General features: G+C 38.8%; 8 protein-coding genes and 1 pseudogene. 8 read left to right on the top strand and 1 reads right to left on the bottom strand.

Annotated features, from left to right (window positions below; genetic code table 11):
- Nucleotides 1-365 precede the first annotated feature (365 nt).
- Nucleotides 366-521, bottom strand: a complete 156-nt coding sequence (locus MRU_RS12285; protein WP_227717034.1) for a hypothetical protein — start codon at nt 519-521, stop codon at nt 366-368.
- Here MRU_RS12285 and MRU_RS12280 point away from each other — a divergent pair.
- The 8 genes and pseudogenes from MRU_RS12280 to thsA form a co-directional block, all read left to right on the top strand.
- Nucleotides 484-591 (top strand): annotated as a pseudogene (locus MRU_RS12280) (hypothetical protein); the annotation flags it as partial. The gene MRU_RS12285 and the pseudogene MRU_RS12280 overlap by 38 nt on opposite strands.
- 102 nt (nt 592-693) lie before the next feature.
- On the top strand, nt 694-1,248 hold the full coding sequence (locus tag MRU_RS08265; RefSeq protein WP_012956449.1) for an Ig-like domain-containing protein: 555 nt from the start codon (nt 694-696) through the stop codon (nt 1,246-1,248).
- A gap of 1,213 nt (nt 1,249-2,461) precedes the next feature.
- Complete coding sequence (locus MRU_RS08255) at nt 2,462-11,623, top strand: Ig-like domain repeat protein (protein WP_012956448.1); 9,162 nt, start codon at nt 2,462-2,464, stop codon at nt 11,621-11,623.
- Between the two features lie 767 nt (nt 11,624-12,390).
- Nucleotides 12,391-12,666, top strand: a complete 276-nt coding sequence (gene cas2, locus MRU_RS08250) for a CRISPR-associated endonuclease Cas2 (protein WP_012956447.1) — start codon at nt 12,391-12,393, stop codon at nt 12,664-12,666.
- 12 nt (nt 12,667-12,678) lie between these two features.
- On the top strand, nt 12,679-13,374 hold the full coding sequence (cas1, locus tag MRU_RS08245; protein WP_012956446.1) for a CRISPR-associated endonuclease Cas1: 696 nt from the start codon (nt 12,679-12,681) through the stop codon (nt 13,372-13,374).
- A complete protein-coding gene (cas1, locus tag MRU_RS12195) occupies nt 13,337-13,684 on the top strand; it encodes a CRISPR-associated endonuclease Cas1 (protein ID WP_265101233.1) in 348 nt (115 codons plus the stop codon). The genes cas1 (MRU_RS08245) and cas1 (MRU_RS12195) overlap by 38 nt, the downstream gene beginning before the upstream one ends.
- Nucleotides 13,685-14,088: 404 nt before the next feature.
- Nucleotides 14,089-15,105, top strand: coding sequence for an ImmA/IrrE family metallo-endopeptidase (locus tag MRU_RS08240; protein WP_012956444.1), 1,017 nt, complete (start codon nt 14,089-14,091; stop codon nt 15,103-15,105).
- 421 nt (nt 15,106-15,526) lie between these two features.
- Entirely contained in the window at nt 15,527-17,137 is a 1,611-nt protein-coding gene (gene thsA, locus MRU_RS08235; protein WP_012956443.1) for a thermosome subunit alpha, read from the top strand.
- The last annotated feature ends 389 nt before the right edge of the window (nt 17,138-17,526 follow it).

Below are 17,526 nucleotides of genomic sequence, written 5' to 3'. Positions count from 1 at the left end.
GATTATGGGAAAAGTGGAAGGATATACTCTAAAACTCAAGATATCATAATAAACTAATTTATACTATTAAAAACAATTAAAAAATTATATATGTTTTCGTTAAACTGCAGTATAATGTACTAAATTAAACTTGAATGTTTCATTATTCTGATTAGTTAAGTATACATTGGGGTTTGTTTATATGGTTCCATATGGTTTTAGGTTGCTTGGTCTCTCATTAGTGTACCGTACCCAGCAACGGCAATTGGCAACATTCTCTGCACCACCAGCAAGGTCACCCGGGTACATCATACTGGCGTGGCCGCTTGGACCGAAAATGTCAAAATAGTCATCTATTTCCACAGGTAGAATCTTATAGGGTTTCGTTAAACCGCAGTATAACGTACTAAATTAAACAGCTCAATCAAGACAGATGATGTCAATGCAAGCTGCAAGGAAGAAAAGTATCTTGTAGCAACATTAACCGATGGCCAAGGAAATCCTATAATCGGTGCAGAGCTATCAATTGACCTGGACGGCAAGAAGACATTCATTACCGACTCAAATGGCCAAATCAAGGTTCCTACAAAGGACCTGACAGCAGGAAACTACACTGTAACAATCAGCTACGACGGCAATGAAAACTACACAGGATCCACTTCAAGCGCAGATGTCATAATAAACAGGATCAATACAAGATTCAACTTCAGTAACATGACAACAACTGCATTCGACTTCAAGATAGAGGGAAGAATAGGAAAATACTTCTACTTCCAGCTTCTTGACGAATACGGAAACCCAGTAGCAGGCAAGAACGTTTCAATCGGATTCAGCGGAAGGATATATAACCGTACAAGCAACGAGACCGGATGGGCAAAGCTGCAGATCAACCTTAAATATTCCGGATACTACACATTTGCAGTAAACTTCGGCGGAGACGATGAATATGCGGCAGCATTCGATGTTGCGGCAATCAACGTAACCATCCAGACCCCTAAGCTGACCACAAGCAGCAAGACATACAAGGCAAGCGCCAAGACCAAGAAGCTTACTGCAACATTCAAGAGCTATAAGGGAACTCCGATTCCAAGCAAGAAGATTACCTTTACCATAAACGGCAAGAAGTACACTGCAAAGACAAACAAGAAAGGAGTCGCTACAGTTAAGGTAAGCCTATCCAAGAAAGGAACCTATAAGTTTACAGCCTCATTTGCAGGAGACAGGACATACAAGAAAGTCACTAAATCTGCAAAGCTGACCATAAAATAGGAAATCCTATAAACGAAATAAAATCAAATAAAAAATAGGAATCAAATCCTATAAAATAAAACAAAATAAACTATTTTTAGGGGTTCAATCCCCTTCTCTTATTTTTTTAAAAATTCCACCATTAAAAAAATTGAAACCAATAAAAACCCCACATATCACTTTTTTTAAAATTTCCACCAATAAAAGAATTGAAACCAATAAAAACCCCACATATCACTTTTTTTAAAATTTCCACCAATAAAAGAATTGAAACCAATAAAAACCCCACATATCACTTTTTTTAAAATTTCCACCAATAAAAGAATTGAAACCAATAAAAACCCCACATATCGCTTTTTAAAATTTCCACCAATAAAAGAATTGAAACCAATAAAAACCCCACATATCGCTTTTTAAAATTTCCACCAATAAAAGAATTGAAACCAATAAAACCCCACATATCGCTTTTTAAAATTTCCACCAATGAAAGAAGATAAAAACCCTTAAATTCTTATTTTTATTAAAATTTTTGCCACCAAAAAACACAAGAACCCTTTGATTCACCCAATACTCTTTCTGCTTTTTATTTCTGAATCAATATAAAAAGCAAATTAATACCACTTGCCCAGAATTAACAAAATTAGATTAAACCTTAACAATGTTAAACAATCCAAGAAAAATCATGCGAAAAAAAGGTCCGAAGAAACAAAAATTTCAATCAAAAACTAAACAAAGTAAACAAATTAAAGATTTGCAAATTTTAAAAGAGCAAGGCCCAAAATGCAAACATCGCCTCCACAATATAAGAAATAAAACAAAAAAGATTTCCAAGCATTATGGCTTAAAACCGACAAAGGCCAATTTGCGCTTTTTAAAATAAACGGCGCATGCACAATATAAAACAATCGCTATATATATATATATATCCTGCGATAGACCTTAAACTATATACTTATTCTTTATAGCTGAAATAAACTATTTTTTGCTTGTTTGCTAAGTATAGAACTATTTTTATGAGTTTAAAACTTTCCTAAAGGTTTAAAACTTTTCTATAAGTTTAAAACTTTCTTATGAGTTTAAAACTTTCTTATGAGTTTAAAACTTTCTTATGAGTTTAAAACTTTCTTATGAGTTTAAAACTTTTCTATAAGTTTAAAACTTTCTTATGAGTTTAAAACTTTTCTATAAGTTTAAAACTTTTTAAAAATATATAAAATTTTTTTAGAGGTAACAAATGAATAAAAGCAAAAAAACTATGATTATGCTGATTATGGCAATTCTTGTTTTATTGACCATGGCCAGCGTAAGTGCCAGCGAACTTGAAGACATTCAAGTCACAGCATCCAATGGCACATCAGATGCCGTTATTGCATCTGAAGCAAATAGTGCATATCCTGATAATGCCATTATCACATCCGAAAAGGAAAATGGCGATGAGAATATTATCGCAACGGATAATGGAAAAATCGGATATGAAAATGACGATAAGACTATTATCGCAACTAATGGAAATGGGGGAAATATCGGATATGAAGATGACGATAATACTCTTATCACATCAGACAAAGAACTTAACGCATTGGATAAAGGAAAATACCAATCCCTATCTGTAGGAGACTACCATTCCTTTGAGGAATTGCAGACAATTCTCAATCAAGCGGATGGCGGAGAGACAATAGAACTGAACTATGACTATTCCCTTGGAGCAGGAGGATCAACCCTAAAGCTTACAAAGGGATTGACCATAAACGGAAATAACCATACACTATATGGCGTAGGGCTTGACCGCATACTTTACATAAGCTCCCTCAACACCCAGCCAATCATCCTGAACGACATCATATTCAAAGACGGCGGAAAAAAGGACAGTTACACTAACCTGGAAACCAACTGGGGAGGAGCCATATACTACAACCCGACAACTGAAGGCGGTGCAATCGGCGGCGAACCGGCCGATTTTATCATAAACAATTGTACCTTTGAAAACAATGGAGCAGTCAACGGAGGAGGAGCCATCTTTTGGAACGGATCTCTCAAAATCATAGATTCCAGATTCTTCAACAATGAAATCGAACTGGGAAGCGGAGGCGCAGTCTATGCAAACGGCAATTTGACTGCTATCGGTTGCTCTTTCAGCAACAACCGCGTCAGACATGGACTTATAGGAATGGACATGCTAACCACAACCTTTACAGATGAAGGATATTGGGCAAAGGTAATTCAATACTACAGTTTCTATAGTGTCGATGTAATTCCCCCTACAGGAGGGGCAATATTCTGTAACGGAACCTGTAAGATAAACGACTCAAGTTTTGACAACAACCAGGCAGGAGAAGCGAATGAGATGGGAACCGGTGGAGGAGCAATTCATTCCATGAACGATATAACCGTCTGCAACTCCACTTTCACCAACAACAAGGCTTACGATCAGCATGGTGGCGCAATCCTCTGTAACAGATCCGGATTTATTTACAACTCCACTTTCAGAAACAATGTAGCAAACGTGGGAGGTGCAATAAGCTGTTTCTATTACCTTAATGCAGAAGGTTCAACATTCTCCAACAACGGTGGCGAAATAGGCACTACATGGATGGATGAACACTCCTTTGATTTCCTTATAGATAATTTTATAGGCAGCATACCTATCATAGGGGACATATACGGCGCCCTGCAAAATTTCCTTGATCTTTTAGGCGTAGAGAGTGTCGATGTCCTGACAGGCCAATACTTCAGCGTTGGAGGCGCCCTCTACACTGGACTCGACTGCAATGTCGATAAATGTACATTTGAAAGAAACCATGCAGCCGAAGGCGGTGGCGCAATATACAGCGAACGAAAGGTAACAGCAAAAAACAGCGCATTCTCATCAAACAAGGTTTTCCGTGGAGACAGCGCAGTCTCTGAACTCATGAGCAGTCAAGGAAAAAACAGAGACGGCGGAGCAATCCATGCAGAAAATGCAACAACCATCAGAAACTCAGAATTTTCAGGCAACTCCGCTCCAAGCAAGGGCGGTGCAGTCTACTGTGCACATCACCTGGAAATGAGCGATTCCTCATTTTTATACAACACAGCATACCAAAACGGAGGAGCCCTATATGCAGATACAATAGGAACAATTTCCAATACAAAGTTCTCCGGCAATTCAGTAACCAAAGGCAGCGGTGACGGAGGAGCAGTATACATCATCGCCCAAAGCGATGCTCGATTTGAATCCTGCGAATTCAGCGCAAACACTGCAGAAAGCGACGGAGGAGCTATCTATATAGCAAATTCAAATTCACTTTTAAGGCTGAACAAATGCACATTCATTCAAAACATTGCCCATCTTGACGGCGGAGCATTCAACTGCAGAGGAAAGACTGAAATCAAAAATTCCGTATTCAAGAGAAATTCAGTCGATGGAGACGGACAGACCGAAAACAGCCAGGGAGGCGCAGCCTTCTCAAAAGGAGATATGAGCATTAGCGATTCCAGCTTCGAGCAAAACATGGCAAAACACCATGGAGGAGCAGCATATACCGACGGAAAGATGACAGTGAAAAACAGCAATTTCACAGTCAACAGCGCAAACAATGGAGGAGCAATATATGCAAGCGTGATGAATGACGAAGTGACAAATTCAATATTCAAGAAGAACACTGGAACCAATGGAGACGGCGGTGCAATCTACATCAATGACAAATCTTGGCCTAAGTTCGATTCCTGCGTATTCTCAGACAACAAGTGCGTAGTCAAATCCTCAGTTGAAAATTCCCAAGGAGGAGCAATCTATGTAAGAAACGATGACTCCGAGCTAAAGGTGACCAACTCAAACTTCACAGGCAATGCTGCAGGCCAAGGAGGAGCCATATTTTCCGGCAAGGTTAACGAAATCACCAATTCAGTATTCAAGAAGAACGGTGCAAGCAAAAGCGGAGGAGCAGTATACATAGAACCAAACTGCAATCCTAAGATTCGCCAATCAGTCTTCGAAGAAAACGTGGGCGGCGACAAAGGAGGAGCAGTCTATCTTAATTCAAAATACTCCTACCTAGAACTGACCGGCTGTAACTTCACCAAGAACACTGCAAAAGAAGGAGGGGGCGTATATGCTCAACAAATGAGCGCAAAAGTCTCATCCAACAGATTCATAAGCAACAAGGCCACCGACGGTAAAGGAGGCGGAATATACGTTAGAAACTATCACATTACTGAAACAGTAAAGAGATATACAACCGAATTCGTAGACTGTACATTCACAAGCAATACATGTACAGACAATGGAGGAGGACTCTGCATGGACTCAACATATTCCGTACTGAAAATAACCTCCTGTAATTTTACAAGCAACACTGCAAAGAATAACGGAGGCGGAGTATGGGCCCATATGATAAACTCCATCCAATGGTCAAGCTTCAGCAAAAACAAGGCGACCGAGGGCAAAGGTGGAGGAGTCCACATTAAAAATGACTACCCTAACAGAATTGCAGATAACCCTAAAACCGAAGTAAAGAACTGCCAATTCGATTCAAATACATGCAAGGATGAAGGGGGAGGACTTCATGTGGAATCCGAACACGCCAAGCTAACACTGACTTCTTCAACATTCAGATTTAATTCTGCAGGACGCGGAGGAGGAGTCTATGCCCATAAGGTCATTTCAATCAACAGCTGCGGATTCCACAACAACAGCGCGAATTATGTAAAGAACAACGGTGACGGAGGAGCCATATATATAGAAAACGACAACGACTTTGAAATCAAGAGCTGCAGATTCGAAGGAAATACAGCAAAGAGCAGAGGAGGAGCAATCTATATGGATTCCTATGAAATCAAGACCAAGATATCCTACTCTACATTCGTCGACAACTATGCCGGCAGGGATGACCATTCCAGCACATTATATACATTCATGGCAGGACACAGCGTATTCACCAAGGGAACCTATACAAACATCTCCCTATGCTGGTTCGGATCAAACAATCCTAGTTTCACTGAACAGCTTGTTGACCAGAACAGGGTATCAAGCGACAAAGAAAAGAAACCTTCAGACTTCGGTGCAGAATACCTGAAGATCAATATAAAAATCAATAATACCCGTCCTATTGCAGGAAATCCTTATAAGGTAACCGTCTATTTCACTGGAAATGTCAACAACAATGTGGTGAGCTTCAGCTCAAACACCCTCTACCATTCCACCGGAAAATTTGGAGGGGACGGCACATACTCCAATATCAAAGCGGACAAGAATGACATGACTGCAGATGTGGTCCTCACTCCAGAATCAAGACAGATCTGGGGACAGCTTGACCATCAGAAAGTATATCTGAATGTCAATCCGCTAACCAAGAATTCAACTATGGTAGAGATAAGATCCTGCGAGGATATCAAGTATCCTGATGCATTGGAGGTCAACTATACCCTAGTCAACTATACCATAAGCAATGCGGAAGCGGCCACATACATAATCAATGACAGCGAAGGAAACACAGTAAAGTCAGGAAACCTTACAAGCCCTGAGACATTATATGTAGAAGGATTGAAGCCTGGAACCTATTCAATAACAATCACAATCCCTGAAACATACTACTATCTATCATCCAATGCAACTGCAAGCTTCGATGTCTTTAAAGGAGACATCGAGGAACTGAGAATCGTGGTAAACAACAGGACATATCCTGAAGAGGTCAAGGCCATCGTCTATGCCAGCGTAGACGAAGACTATGAAGTGACAATAGGAGAAGAGACAAAGACCGTTACTGTAATTGGAGGAATAGGCCAAGTCAATTTCGGCAGCCTAGAAACCGACACCTATGAAGCTACAGTATCCTTCGGAGGAAGCGATCTCTATGAGCCTATCTCAAACGCTACCGAATTTACAGTATATCCTGAAGAGGAAGGCACCAATTTCGAGATTGATACAAATGCAAGCGAAATCACATACGGCGCAAGCATCAAAGTCACTCACAAATTGCCTGAAGATGCTACAGGAACCATCAAATATTACCTGAACAACGGCACTGTCCTTGGAGAACTGCCGGTCGAAGAAAAACTGACACTGGACCTTGATGCAGGATACTATGTAATATTTGCAAACTATTCAGGCGACGAAAGCTTCGAGCCTGACTGGGACAGCGCAGATGTCCTCGTAAAGCAAGTAGAAACAGAATTCCATATAGGCCTCCAGCAGCAGGTCATATCCGGCAACCCTGCCTATGTCACCCATAGCATATCCGAGGGCGCTACAGGCACAATCAGCTACTATCTGAGCAACGGAACCTTCCTTGGAGAAGTGCAGGTCGGCGAGACATATGTTTCACCTAAATGGAAGGTCGGAATCTATAACATAACCGCAAACTATTCCGGAGACAGGAACTTTGTTCCGGCATCAGACAGCATGGAATTCAGAATCAATCCTGACTTCTCGTTCGACATATACCTTGACGAAGACGACGTCATATACGGCCAGACCACTACAGTACGTCCAAGCTTGCCTTATGACGCTACAGGCACCGTGGAATTCTACTATAACGACACATACCTGGGCAAGGTAACAATAGGCCAATATGAAATCATAATGGTTGACGGAGAGGAATACTACGAAACTCCAGGAGTGGAGCTTCCTGAATTCGACGTGGGAGTCCATGAAATCGTAGGAAAATACTTGGGAGACAAGAATTATGACCCTGCAATCGCAAACGTAAGGCTTACTGTCCTAAGTACCGAAACAGTATTCGAGATCAATGCAAGCCCAAGCGAAATAAAATACGGAGAAGCTGCAGCTGTCATCCATAAACTGCCAAGCCTTGCAGTAGGTACCATCTTATATTACCTGAGCGACGGAACATCCCTCGGCGAACTATACTACTACGAGGACCTTGCATTGCCTAAATTGGCTGTGGGAAGCTATGAGATTCTTGCCAACTATTCCGGAGACGAAAACTTCAACAATGCAAGCGCAAGCACAACCTTGACAATCAATAAGGCAGACCCTGATTTCGAAATCTATATCGCATTCCCTTCCTATGACTTCGGAGATAGCCCTGTAGTCTTCGTTAACTTACCTGACGACGCTACAGGAAATATCTCATACTACCTGAGCGACGGAACCTTCCTTGGAGAGCTTCCGGTAGACGAAAGGCTGTCCTTGCCTATACTGAATGTAGGAACACATACAATTATAGGAAACTATTCAGGAGACGGCAACTACAACAATGCAAGCGCAAGCATGACAGTGACTGTAAATGAGGTATCCATGGAATTCAATCTTGGAATCAGCGCAGAAGAGATAAGCTACGGCGAAACTGCAACAGTCACCCACAGACTGCCAAGCCTTGCCAAAGGAAATATAACATATTATCTGAGCGACGGAACACTCCTCGGAGAGCTTCCGGTCAGCGAAAACCTGACCTTGCCTAAGCTTGATGTTGGAACATACATTATAATCGGAAACTACTCCGGTGACGAAAACTTCGACGGAGACAGCGCAAATGTAACATTGACAGTCATTCAGGCAGATCCTGCATTCGCAATCAGCATAAGCGCAGAGGAAGCGGCATACGGCGAAACAGTCACAGTCAGCCCAGCACTGCCAGAAGATGCAACAGGAACAGTAATATACTACCTAAGCAACGGAACAATACTAGGCGAACTTGCAGCAGACGAAAACCTGACCCTGCCAACCTTCGATGTAGATGTCTATGACATTTTGGCAAACTATTCAGGAGACAAGAACTACCTCAATGCAAGCGCAGAAACAGCACTGATTGTAAGCCAGGCAGACCCTGGATTCGAAATCAGCATAAGCGCAGAGGAAGCAGCATACGGCGAAACAGTCACAGCAAGCCCTGTTCTGCCAGAAGATGCAACAGGAACAGTGATATACTACCTAAGCAACGGAACAATACTGGGCGAACTTCCTGTAGACGAAAGCCTGACCCTGCCAACCTTCGATGTAGGCACATACACAATCCTTGCAAACTACTCAGGAGACAGCAACTACCTCGATGCAAGTGCAGAAAAAGAGCTGACCCTAATAAAGGCAGACTCTACACTGGAAATCAATGACATAGCCTTTGACTACAGCAAGACAGGCTCAGCCGAAGCAAAGACTTCAGGCGCAGAAGGAATCGTCGCTTCAGTGGCGGGCCATGACGAAGCCGTCGTCGAGGTAAACGGAAACGAGATTACAGTATCCGGACTTGATGCAGGCAGCTACACCCTAAGCGTTTCAACAATCGTAGACGACAACCACAACAGCGCAAGCAAGAACATCACAGTAACAGTCAAAAAGATCGATTCAAGCCTTTCAGTCGAAGGCCTTGAGCTGGACTATGGCGAATCAGGCAATGTTGATGCAGCAGCTGAAGGAGCTACCGGCATCAGCGCCAAGATCGGAAGCAAGAGCATTGGAGTAAACGGATATTCCATCCCTATTTCCGGACTGGATGCAGGCAAATACAACCTGACAGTGACTACAATCCCTGACAGGAACCACAACCCTGTAACAAAAACAGCCCAGATCACTGTAAACAAGATAGATTCCACATTGGAAGCAAATGACATGGCATTCGACTACGAGGGCACCGGCACAAGTTCAGTGACATACACCGGCGCAACCGGCGTAAAGGCTTCAGTAATCGGACAGCCAAATGCAAAGGTCAATGTAAAGGGCAAGGAGATTTCCGTCTCAGGATTGGATGCCGGAAACTATACTCTGGAAATCACTACAATCCCTGACAAGAACCACAAGGCTGTAAGCCAAACAGTCAATGTCACAGTCAACAAGATCGATTCAAAGCTTGACTTCAACAACCTTGTAGACTACGGATCTGCAATGAACGTTACCGTAAAGACCGAAGGGGCAAGTGGAATAATGGCTGAAATCGACGGAAAGGAACTCGGCGTCGACAAGTACACAATCCCTATCTCCGCATTGGATGCAGGGGAATACGACCTTACAGTAACAACAATCCCTAACAGCAACCACAATCCTGTCAGCAAGACCGTCAAGGTTACAATAACCAAGCTTGACTCAGAACTGGCTGTCGAAGACCTTGAATTCGACTACAACAGCACTGGAACTACCAATGCAACATTCGAAGGCGCAACAGGCATCACAGCCAAAGTCGTCGGCCAGCCAAACGCAACAGTAGAGATAAATGGCAATTCCATATCAGTTTCCGGATTGAAGCCTGGAAGCTACACCCTGGAAGTCACTACAGTCCCTGACGAAAACCACAACCCTGTTACAGCAAAATCTGCAATAAGGGTAAACAAGCTGGAGACCGCAATTTCAGCCAATGACATAAGCACAGTCCACGGCGCAGACAAGAACCTGACCGCAATCATAAGGGACATCAACGGCAATCCTGTAGCCAACGCCACAGTATCCGTCAGCCTCAACGGCAGCAAAAAATATGTCAGCGATTCAAGCGGACAGATTTCAATTCCTTTGAAGAGCCTTGCTGCAGGCAACTACACAGCTACAATCAGCTTTGCAGGCACAGAGATATACGGCAAGTCAAGCGCAAGCATCAAAGTGGCTGTAGACAAGGAGCCAACATCAATAGCTGCAACAAACGTCAATACACAGTATGGCCTTGAAGACTATATTACAGCAGTGCTGAAAGACGGCCAAGGCAATCCTTTGGGCGGAGTCAAGCTGAATGTAGATCTGGACGGCAACAGGACAATCGTTACCGACTCAAACGGACAGATCAAGATTGCTACCAAAGACCTGACAGCAGGCAACTACATTGCGACAATCAGCTTTGCAGGAAACGGAAACTACATGGCATCCGAGTCAAATGCAATCGTCAACATCAACAGAACAGGCACAAGGTTCAACTTCAAGAACATGACAACCACCGCATTCGACTACAGAATCGAAGGAAGGATAGGAAAATACTTCTACTTCCAGCTAGTCGACGAGGATGGAAACCCATTGGCCAACAAGAACGTATGCATCGGATTCAATGGAGTCAAGTACAACCGTACAACCAATGAAACCGGCTGGACCAAGCTGCAGATCAACCTGAGATGCGTAAACCTGTACACCTTTGCAGTAACATTCAGCGGAGACGACAACTACACAGGCGCATTCAATGTAGCCATGATAAACGTGACACATCAAAGCCCTAAATTGACTGCAGGCAACAAGAGCTATAAGGCCAGCGCAAATACAAAGACATTGACTGCAAAATTCAAGAGCTTCAAGGGAACCGCTATTGTAGGCAAGAAGATAACCTTTACTGTAAACGGCAAGAAATACTCAGCCATAACCGATAAAAAAGGAATTGCAACTGTAAACGTAAGCCTTAACAAGAAAGGAACTTATAAATACACTGCAGCCTTTGCTGGAGACAGCACATACAAGAAGGTGAGTGTTACTTCAAAGCTGACTATAAAGTAGAGCTTGGTTATAAAATTGAATTTTTATAGGGGATTTTTCCCCTATGCTTTTATTTTTTTTAAAAAAGAATTATAATTGATTATTTTAACTAAAACTAATTTTAAAAACGATTTAAAAGATTAAACTATTAATACAAAACTAATTTTAAAAACGATTAAAACTATTTCTTAATCTATATAAAACTAATTTTAAAAACGATTTAAAAGATTAAATTATTAATACAAAACTAATTTTAAAAAGAAGAATCTTAGATGATTTTAATAAAAAACTAATTTTAAAAAATTATTTAAACAATTATCTTAATTGAAAGCTTATTTTGCGAAAAGAAGTAATTAAATCATTATATAATAAAATAAACTCATTTTAAGAAATAAAAAAGTTTCGTTAAACCGCAGTATAACGTACTAAATTAAACCCTTATTAATTTTTCTTAATTTACTTATTTTAACTATTTATCTCACTTATTTTTAAAACTTTCTGTGGAAGGTGAATATAACACAGTTATATGATATAGGTTTCCACATTTTCATTCTTTTAATATATAAACTTTATGTTAAAATCGTGCTAAATTTGTGGAATGTATTTATAACATAGTTATATGCCATAGCTTTCCACATTTTAATAAAAACAAATCACGTCCTATTCACCGATTTCTAATTTTAAATATAACTCAAAAGCTTTTCTAAGAATATTCTTTATTTAACTCATTTTATGGTTTTTTAAAAAAATTAAAATATGCTTCTTAAAATATATTATCCTGTGGTAATATGAAGGTCTTAGTTTCATTTGAAATCAAATTCAAAACCAACAAGGAAAAGATTATATCCATTCTAAAGCATTTTGGCTTTAGAAGGATGCAAGAAAACTTATATTTTGGGGATGTCGAATATGATGAACTATATGCTATGCAGTCCGATATTATGGAGAACATTCGAGAATATGACAGCATACTGACAATTCCCATCTGCAAATCCTGCTATCTGAAGCTGAATGTATTTGGAAGAAATCTAAGCTTTAAGGACGAATTATACAAAATATTTTAAAGGAGCCATAGAATGAAAATACTGATTGAGGGATACAACAAATCAATCCATAAGAGAGACAATCAAATTCTAATCATGGAAAAGGAGGGGGAATTGGAAAAAATCAATATAAAAAAGATTGATGATATAACAATTATCGGAAAAGGATCCATCACATTTGATGCCTTGAGACTAATCTCTGAAAATAATGTCCGGCTAATGTCTATAGACTACTTTGGAAAGATAAACTATACTCTTGAGTATCCGAGCAATGAAAACATATTCCTAAGAAAGCAGCAATATAAAACAAGTGAAAACCACAAAGGTCTGATTATTGCACGGGAAATGATAATGTCTAAGATGATTAATCAAAAATCGACAATTAAGACCCTTAATAAAAACAAAAAATTAGAAAATGTTAAGATTTTTGAAAGAAACATCAATGAAGCAATTAAACAAATTGGCAGTTTACGGTTTGGAGAAAGGACAGACATTGAAAAATCAAAAATGAAGATGATGGGAATTGAAGGAAGCGCCTCAGTGGACTATTGGCTTGCTGTAAATGAACTTCTGCCTAAAGAGATAGGTTTCTTCTCAAGAAATAACAGGCATCCTAATGATATTACAAATGCAAGCCTTAACTATGCCTATGCAATACTTGCAAGCGAAGTAAACAAGGCGCTTGTCATAAATGGGCTTGATTCATATTGCGGTTTTCCTGCATTTTGACAGGCAAAAGAGAACAAGCCTGACATTTGATTTGATGGAAGAATTCAGACAGCAATTAGTGGATAAGGTAGTGTTTTCATTGGTTAATACAAAACAAATCAGCAATGATGATTTGGACAAAAGAAATAACAGCATTTCACTTGATGTTAGAAAATTAATCATTGGCAGAGTTTTGGACAAGGTCAATTCCAATATAAATTACGAAGGAGAAAACTTAAGTTATGCTCAAATAATTGATAAGCAAGCTAAAAAAATAGTTAATTACTTGATAAATGGAGAAAAATATACTGGCTTTAGTTTAAGATGGTGAATGGAAGTGGCATAAAAAAATTCATTAAAATAAAGATAACCTAAAAAGATAAATTTATTCACAGATAATGTGGAATAAAGTTAAAGAAATAAACTGTTTTTCTTTCACTAGCCACATTTTAGCAAACTAAATTTAAAAGTTTATCTCTTAAAACTATGAGCAATTTTAGCATTTTTGCACAAAATCACATTTGTGTTTTTGCATTTTTGCACAGAATCACAATTTCACAAAATCACTTTTTCGCATTTAAAAAACCTTTATTAAGTTTGAAAATAAATATATCTTTGCTTGTAAGAAAATGAAAACTTTTTAAGTTAATTATGGTGCTGAATTTAAAAAACCATTATCAATGAGGGTTTTTTAAAAAACAATTTTGTATTAAAACTTAAAAGGAGGGTAGTAAAATGGTAGAAAGGGCAAATATTAATCCGGCAATGATGCTATGGGCTAGAAAGCGTGCAGGATACATAAATGGCTTTGAGGAAGACTTGCCTAAAGACATCAAATCAAAATATAAGTCTTGGGAAAGTGGAGAGGAAAAGCCTACTTGGACACAGCTTAGAAAGGCAAGCAAGAAGTTTTGCCTTCCTAGTGCATTCTTCTTTTTGGAGAAGGTCCCTGAAGATGATGATTTTCCAAAAATGATTAATTATAGAAAGTTAGACGCTGATGATATTTTTGAAAACAACTCCCCAAGCCTAATTAAACAAATAAGAAAATCCCAAAGCCGAAGGGAACATTATCTTGATTTATTGTATGAATTAGAGGAAAACATTCCATCATTTGAAATATATGAAGGCTCCTTAAATAAAAAGCATGTCTCAAATTACATTAGGGAAAAATTGGGAATCTCTTTAGAGACTCAAAAGACATGGATAAGAAAGAACAAGTCAAAAGACAGCAGGCATTATAATTTCTTAAATAAATGGAAGGAAATCATAACACGAAAGATTGGGGTTCTAATCTTTGAAAGCGAAGGAGTTGCCCTTAATGAAATGAGAGGATTATGCATATTCCATAAGGAAGTTCCTATAATCCTATTGAATGGAAAGGATAGTGTAAATGGAAGGATATTTTCCCTCTTCCATGAATTGACCCATCTTCTATTAGGCCAAAGTGCAATCTGCGGAGATGATGAGAATATTGATGAAGAGATCTTCTACAATGCAGTTGCAGGTGAGTTTCTTGTTCCAAATGAAGATTTATGCAAAAATACAAATGCAGATAATATGGATACTATTTCCAATGGCGCCGGTGGAAATTATTTGAATAATCAGATAAAATACAACGGAGAGCCTTACTGTGCAGTTGTTTTAGAGGCTTATGAAAAGGGAATAATCAATGGTGGAGAATTTTCCAGATTCACTAATCTAAATAAGAAATTCATTCCATTTATGTTTAATAGATATCTATTTTCTTAACTATCTTTTTTTTTAAAGCATGTGGCATTTCATGTGTAAACCGTAAAGGAACATATGTTAACTGCAAAGGAACTATCAATTTTAATATATTTTTGTAACTAAATTAAAAAAATATATATTTGTTAAAATATTTTATAAATTTTTATAATTTTATTTAAAATTTTACTCTTTTTATGCAATTATATTCAAAATAATAATTATCCTAAAGTTTATAATAAAAACGAAAACTTTATATATTACTTTAAACCCATTGTTATTATAGAATAAATATTTTTAATAATGTTAATTCCAATTTTTGAAAGATGATTCATTGTTCTATTAATTGGATTTAACCGGTCATATCCCTTTAAAGATATGATTTGAATTATATTTATTATCTATTTAAAAAAACTAATTATTTAAAAAAATTGAGGTGTAAAATATGGCACAAGGTCAACCTATTTTTATTTTACCTGAAGGAACCAACAGATTATTAGGTAGAGATGCTCAAAGAACCAATATCTTAGCAGGTAAAGTATTAGCAGAAACTGTAAGAACCACTTTAGGTCCAAAAGGTATGGACAAAATGTTAGTGGACGGACTCGGAGACATTGTAGTAACCAACGACGGAGTTACTATCTTAAAGGAAATGGATATTGAACATCCTGCAGCTAAAATGCTCGTTGAAGTTGCAAAAACCCAAGAAGACGAAGTAGGAGACGGAACCACAACTGCAGTAATCATTGCAGGAGAACTCCTTAAGAAATCCGAAACCTTATTGGATATGGACATTCACCCAACTATCATTGCTATGGGTTACAGACAAGCTGCTGAAAAGGCTCAAGAAATCTTAGATGACATTGCAATCGAAGACATTTCCCGTGAAATGTTAGTTAAAGTAGCTATGACTGCAATGACTGGTAAAGGAACTGAAAAAGCTCGTGAACCTTTAGCAAACTTAATCGTAGACGCTGTACAGCAAGTTGCTGATGACGGCGTAGTTGAAACCGATCACATTAAAATCGAGAAGAAAGACGGTGCAGTAGTTGAAGAATCCACTTTAATCCAAGGTGTAATCGTAGACAAGGAAAAAGTACACCCTGGTATGCCTTCTGAATTAAAAGACGCTAAAGTTGTTTTAATCAACTCCCCACTCGAAGTCAAGGAAACTGAAGTTGACGCTGAAATTAGAATCACCGACCCTGCTCAAATGCAAGCATTCATTGAACAAGAAGAGCAAATGGTCAGAGACATGGTTAACAAAGTTGCAGACTCTGGCGCAACTGTTTTATTCGCACAAAAAGGTATCGATGACTTAGCACAACACTACTTAGCTAAAGCAGGAATCATGGCTGTAAGAAGAGTCAAAAAATCTGACATTGAAAAATTAGCTAAAGCAACTGGTGCTACTGTTGTATCCAACTTAGATGACTTAACTGAAGCTGACTTAGGAAGCGCTGGCTCTGTAATCCAGAAAAAGATTTCCGGTGATGACATGATCTTTGTAGAAGAATGTCAAGAACCTAAAGCAGTAACATTACTCGTTAGAGGAAGTACCAAACACATCGTAGCTGAAATCGACAGAGCTGTAGATGACGCAATCGGTGTAGTTGCTGCTACTGTAGAAGACGGTCAAGTTGTAGCTGGTGGAGGAGCTCCTGAAATCGCTATGGCTAAAAAACTTAAAGAATACGCTCAATCAATCAGCGGAAGAGAACAATTAGCTGTAACTGCATTTGCAGAATCCTTAGAAATTGTTCCTAAGACCTTAGCTGAAAACGCTGGTTTAGACAGCATCGACTCCCTTGTGGACTTAAGAGCTGCTCATGAAAAATCCCCTTACATGGGATTAAACGTATTCACTGGCGATGTTACTGACATGAAAGAAGAAGGTGTTGTAGAACCTAAACGTGTCAAAAAACAAGCTATCCAATCTGCTTCAGAAGCTGCTGAAATGATTTTAAGAATCGATGATGTAATCGCTTCCAGCGGAACCAGTGCAGGCGACATGCCAATGGACCCAGGTATGGGCGGCATGCCTCCTATGATGTAAGCAAGCTTTTGACGATTTTGGCGAAGCCAAAATCGTAAAACCTTGACCAAAAGTTTTATCTCGACTGTAGTCGGGATTTTACTTTTTATTTTTTTTTTTATTTATTTTGCTCTTTTTTTATCGATTTTTGTTTTTAACTTATTTTATCTCTTTTACTATTGTTATTGTACCTATTTGTATCTTATTTTTAATTTTCATGTATTGGATTGCTTTTTTTCATTATAGTTAGCTTTTCACTTATTTTTTTATTATTTTCTGAATGCCATTATTAATTTCTATGCACTTTTTTAGCTTTTTTAAGTATCATTAACATTTTTTCTAAATTTTACAATTTTTTGGTTCGGTTTACTATATATAACTATTTATAAAAATTAGCCTTAATTTTGGAT

Origin of the sequence: Methanobrevibacter ruminantium M1 (genome assembly GCF_000024185.1) — an archaeon.
GTDB classification, from domain to species: Archaea; Methanobacteriota; Methanobacteria; order Methanobacteriales; family Methanobacteriaceae; genus Methanobrevibacter; species Methanobrevibacter ruminantium.
Note: the sequence above shows the minus strand (reverse complement) of the source record. Positions and strands in the feature narration are given on the sequence as shown.